Below are 3,798 nucleotides of genomic sequence, written 5' to 3'. Positions count from 1 at the left end.
TCTAATTGTCAGCATGCCGGCCTGTCAGGTTTATATTCCTATTTCACTTTGGGTTTGTCAACCAGATAATCGCCAAAGGAATTGGCCGCGCCATCGCCCGGCAATTGGCCCTGGAAGGCGTGGATCTTGTCATCGCCGCCCGCAACGCTGCCGATCTGGACATCGCCGAGCGCGAACTGGCTGCGGAAACCGGGCGCAAGATCGTCGGACTAGGCGTCGACACACAGGACGACAGTTCGGTCAAAGCGCTAGTGGCAGGAACGATCGCGGCGCTCGGCGGCCTCGACATCCTGGTCAACGCCGCGGCCAAGCCGGGCGGGCAGACACCACCGCCCAAGCTGGCCGAGATCACCGACGACCTGTTCTGGGATGACGTGGACGTCAAGGTGATGGGCTATCTGCGTACGGCGCGTGAGGCCGCTCCCCATATGGCCGCCGCCGGCTGGGGCCGGATCATCAACGTAAGCGGGCTCGCTGCCCGGCAGACAGGCTCGATCATTGGCTCGATCCGCAATGTTGCCGTCTCTGCCCTGACCAAGAATCTCGCCGACGAATTGGGCCCGAAGGGGATCAACGTGACGGTGGTCCATCCTGGCCTGACGCGCACGGAAAAGACCGCTCCCCTGGTCGCCGCCCGCGCGGCTTCGGCAAGCGTTTCGCCCGAGGAAATCGAACGGCGACTTGCCGCCAATGTCGCGATCGGCCGCCTGGTCGATATGGCCGAAGTCGCTGATGTCGTCACATTCCTCGCCTCGCCGCGAAGCGTCGCCATCAACGGCGATGCGATCGCCTGCGGCGGCGGGATCATCGGGCCGATACACTACTAGAGCAATTCCAGGAAAGGCGTGAAACGGTTTTCCCGGGAAAAGCGCGTAGCGCTTTCCCTAGGGAATTGCGTCAAAACAAGGAGGTGGTCTGTAGGATCTGACCCTACTTTGCTTTTTGGCCGCCGGGCGTCGGGGGTGGGGCCGGCGATGGCTGTTGCGCTGAGTCCGAACCGACTGCGCCATCGATCGGAGGCGGGACAATGTCGTTGGCGGAATTCGCGGGCAGCCGGGGTGAAGCTTGCCATGCCACGCCAAGGCCAAAGCAAAGAAGCACCAGAGCAAGCGCCCCCGTAGCGGTTGTAATTCCCCAAGGACCGAGCAGGGCCAGCAGGAAGGCCAGGAGATTTGGAAATGAAGTTGCCGGCAGGCCATCCCGATCGGGGTCCGGTGTTGTCAGCTCAGTCATTGGCGCACCGCTTCTTCCCTGGTGGTGTTCGCGGGATTCGAGACAGCCTCATTGTCTGATCCGAAGACAGCTTCCCGGCCGGCCACTTCCTCTCGCACGCTTCCGAAAATGGCTTCGCTCAAGCGGCGGGGCGCGCCCGACAACGACCACCTGCTTTCCTCGCGGCGGGCAAGCATCATATCCGACGCGGTTTGACCGAACCGGATAAAGGCCGCGGCAAGCGCCATGGCGGGGATCGAGGCCACCAGATCGGCGAGAGGCGACGTCAGAGCCTCCGGCTGGGTCACGAAAACGACTCCGGTCCATGAGCCGCTGCTTGCCAGCGCCGCATAGAACGGCGCCAGTGCAGTGACGGCGGCCATGATCGAGCCAACGACAAGAAGAAGAAACCGCATCCGCTCCCCAGGGGGGCTCAACAGGCCGATCGTCAGGGATAGTATGGCTACGGTTGCTCCCGTGGGCTTGTACAGAACCCCTGTCGGCAGTTGAATGAACGTGCCCACGGACACCCCGCCATTGCCGAAGCTCAGGACGATTGCCGCCGCGATCATCGCGCCGAGAAGGATCGCACCTGCGGCCAGCGGCGCGCGCCGCAACCTCCTGGCCATCGGCATGGCAAAGTAGGCGAGCACCAGATCGAGCGCCTCGCCAGGGGATAATCCAAGGCCGAGGTCGATGCTGGTGTCAGCCAAGGCATGGCTGAACTTGCCGACAGGAAAGCCAGCGAGAGCGACGTGCAGACCAAGGGCGACGAGCACGGGCCAGCGGGGCAATCGCATGGCGCCGATCAACACGAGGACAGCCACTCTCACCAGGTCCGGATCGATCCTCACCGTCAAGCCGCTGGTCTCGGATCTGCTGGTCAAAGCCGGTGACAGCAGCAGCACCAAAGAGAAGATAAGCGCGAAGATGACAAAGGAATTGGCGGGCTGGCCGCCAAAACCTCCACCGAAGCGCAGCAGGCGCTGCGCCAGAGCGGGCTCGCGCGCGAGGCGCAGCAGCAGGAATACGAGAGGAACCATCCAGACCCCGCCGGGCGTCGACATTGGCGGGATGGTCACGGCCAGCAGGAAGGGCAACAATCCGAGGAAGATCGCCCGATCCGCAACGGGCCCATTGCGCAGGCCAAGGCCGAATGCCGCCGGCAAGGCGAGATAGGCCAGCCAGGACCATGTCGAGCCGCCGAGCCAGAACAGGACCTGCAGCATCCAGGTAAGCGCCGCTGTCGTCGAATCGATCGCGCCGAAGCCTTGCGCGCCAAGCTTGCTGAGTGCCCCGATGTTCATCAGGTCAGCGGTCGAGAGCCAGTCGTGCAGGGACGGCGGCAGGATAGCGACGGCCCACAGGGCAAGCACCACCAACCATCGCGCAACGGCCGGTTGCTGCTGTCTCTGCGCCAAGGCCGCGACAGGTGCCTTCGCTACCGGATAGATCTTCATCGCAAGACGGCAGAGGACGTAGCTGGCCAGGAGGAGCGAAATCACGGCGGCGGCCTGTGCCGGCAGTTGCGGGTCAACCTTCGACGCCAAGCCCGGCGACCGCATCGGCTGCGTGGTGGACACTATGCCAGTTCGCAACAGCAGGAGAGCAACGACAGCATTGGCGACAAAGGCAACGACGGTGCCGCCTAGAACAGCCTTGAGGAACAGGCTGATCCAGGCGGACCCAAATCGGCCGGCCGCACCGAGTGTCAGGAACCTCAAGGCATATATCGCCAGACGCAGCCCGATACGCCGGTTCCTCAAAACGAGGTACCAACCGAGCACGATGGCGCTCGCCAGGAGACCCAGGATCGACAAGGCCGCAGTCGAGGCAAACGTTCGATAATACAGCAGTGAAACGAAGGCCGCCGACGTGGTGGAGCCGAAGACGAAGAGGACGCGTTTCAGATTTATAGAATTTTCGCCTACAAAGGGAGCAGTTCCGATCAGAGGAAGGCAAATCGCGATATAGAATGGAATCTTGTAATATTCATAGTAGCTGTCGGGAAATTTGTAGATGATTGAATTTGCGATGTCGGTAAAAAGGAAAAATATCGTTATCTGCCAGAACAGGATGAATGCACCAAACGTCACCCTTGATTTTGAGACATTGGATCCTGTCGAAAAGGCAAACAAGAACGACATGACAGCGGCAGGAATAAAAGCGGCAAGTTCGTCGACAAAATTGTTCAGGGATATGGGAAGGAGGGCGAAGAGTGAAGAGACGGCTATCGAAAACCTGATGGAGATCGAATTTGCCTTACCCGTCTCGGGAAACTCCACCTCCGCCGGCGATTTGAAAATGAGCCTCGGCAAAAGTGCCGCCACACCCAGAAATGATCCATAGAAAATCCCGTATTGAATTATGTCGAATGCGTCTCCACCAGACCTTATCGACGAAACGGCTGCGTACTGAACGGTGTGGCACACCATCTCAACCAACAACACGCAGACATAAAATCCGTATGCATATGTGGTTGTCGGATAATTTCTTATACGAAAAATGTGGCGATTATCGGTTTGACAAACCCAATCGATTATGCGATAACGAATCCAAGGAGTTATCGCCATGCCCGTCCTGTCC

2 protein-coding genes are annotated in these 3,798 nt (G+C 60.1%); one reads left to right on the top strand and one right to left on the bottom strand.

Annotated elements, in window-relative coordinates; genetic code table 11:
- Positions 1-32: 32 nt before the first annotated feature.
- A complete protein-coding gene (locus tag AC07SZ_RS35595) occupies positions 33-827 on the top strand; it encodes an SDR family NAD(P)-dependent oxidoreductase (RefSeq protein WP_494917898.1) in 795 nt (264 codons plus the stop codon).
- A 402-nt stretch (positions 828-1,229) separates the two neighbouring features.
- On the opposite strand, the gene AC07SZ_RS35590 is transcribed toward AC07SZ_RS35595, so the two are convergent.
- The coding region (locus tag AC07SZ_RS35590) for a hypothetical protein (RefSeq protein ID WP_494917897.1) at positions 1,230-3,798 on the bottom strand (2,569 nt) is incomplete at its 5' end.

This window comes from Mesorhizobium sp. GW821-FHT07A06, assembly GCF_059419085.1.
The sequence above is the reverse complement of the archived record's forward strand: the minus strand, read 5'-3'. Positions and strand labels throughout refer to the sequence as shown.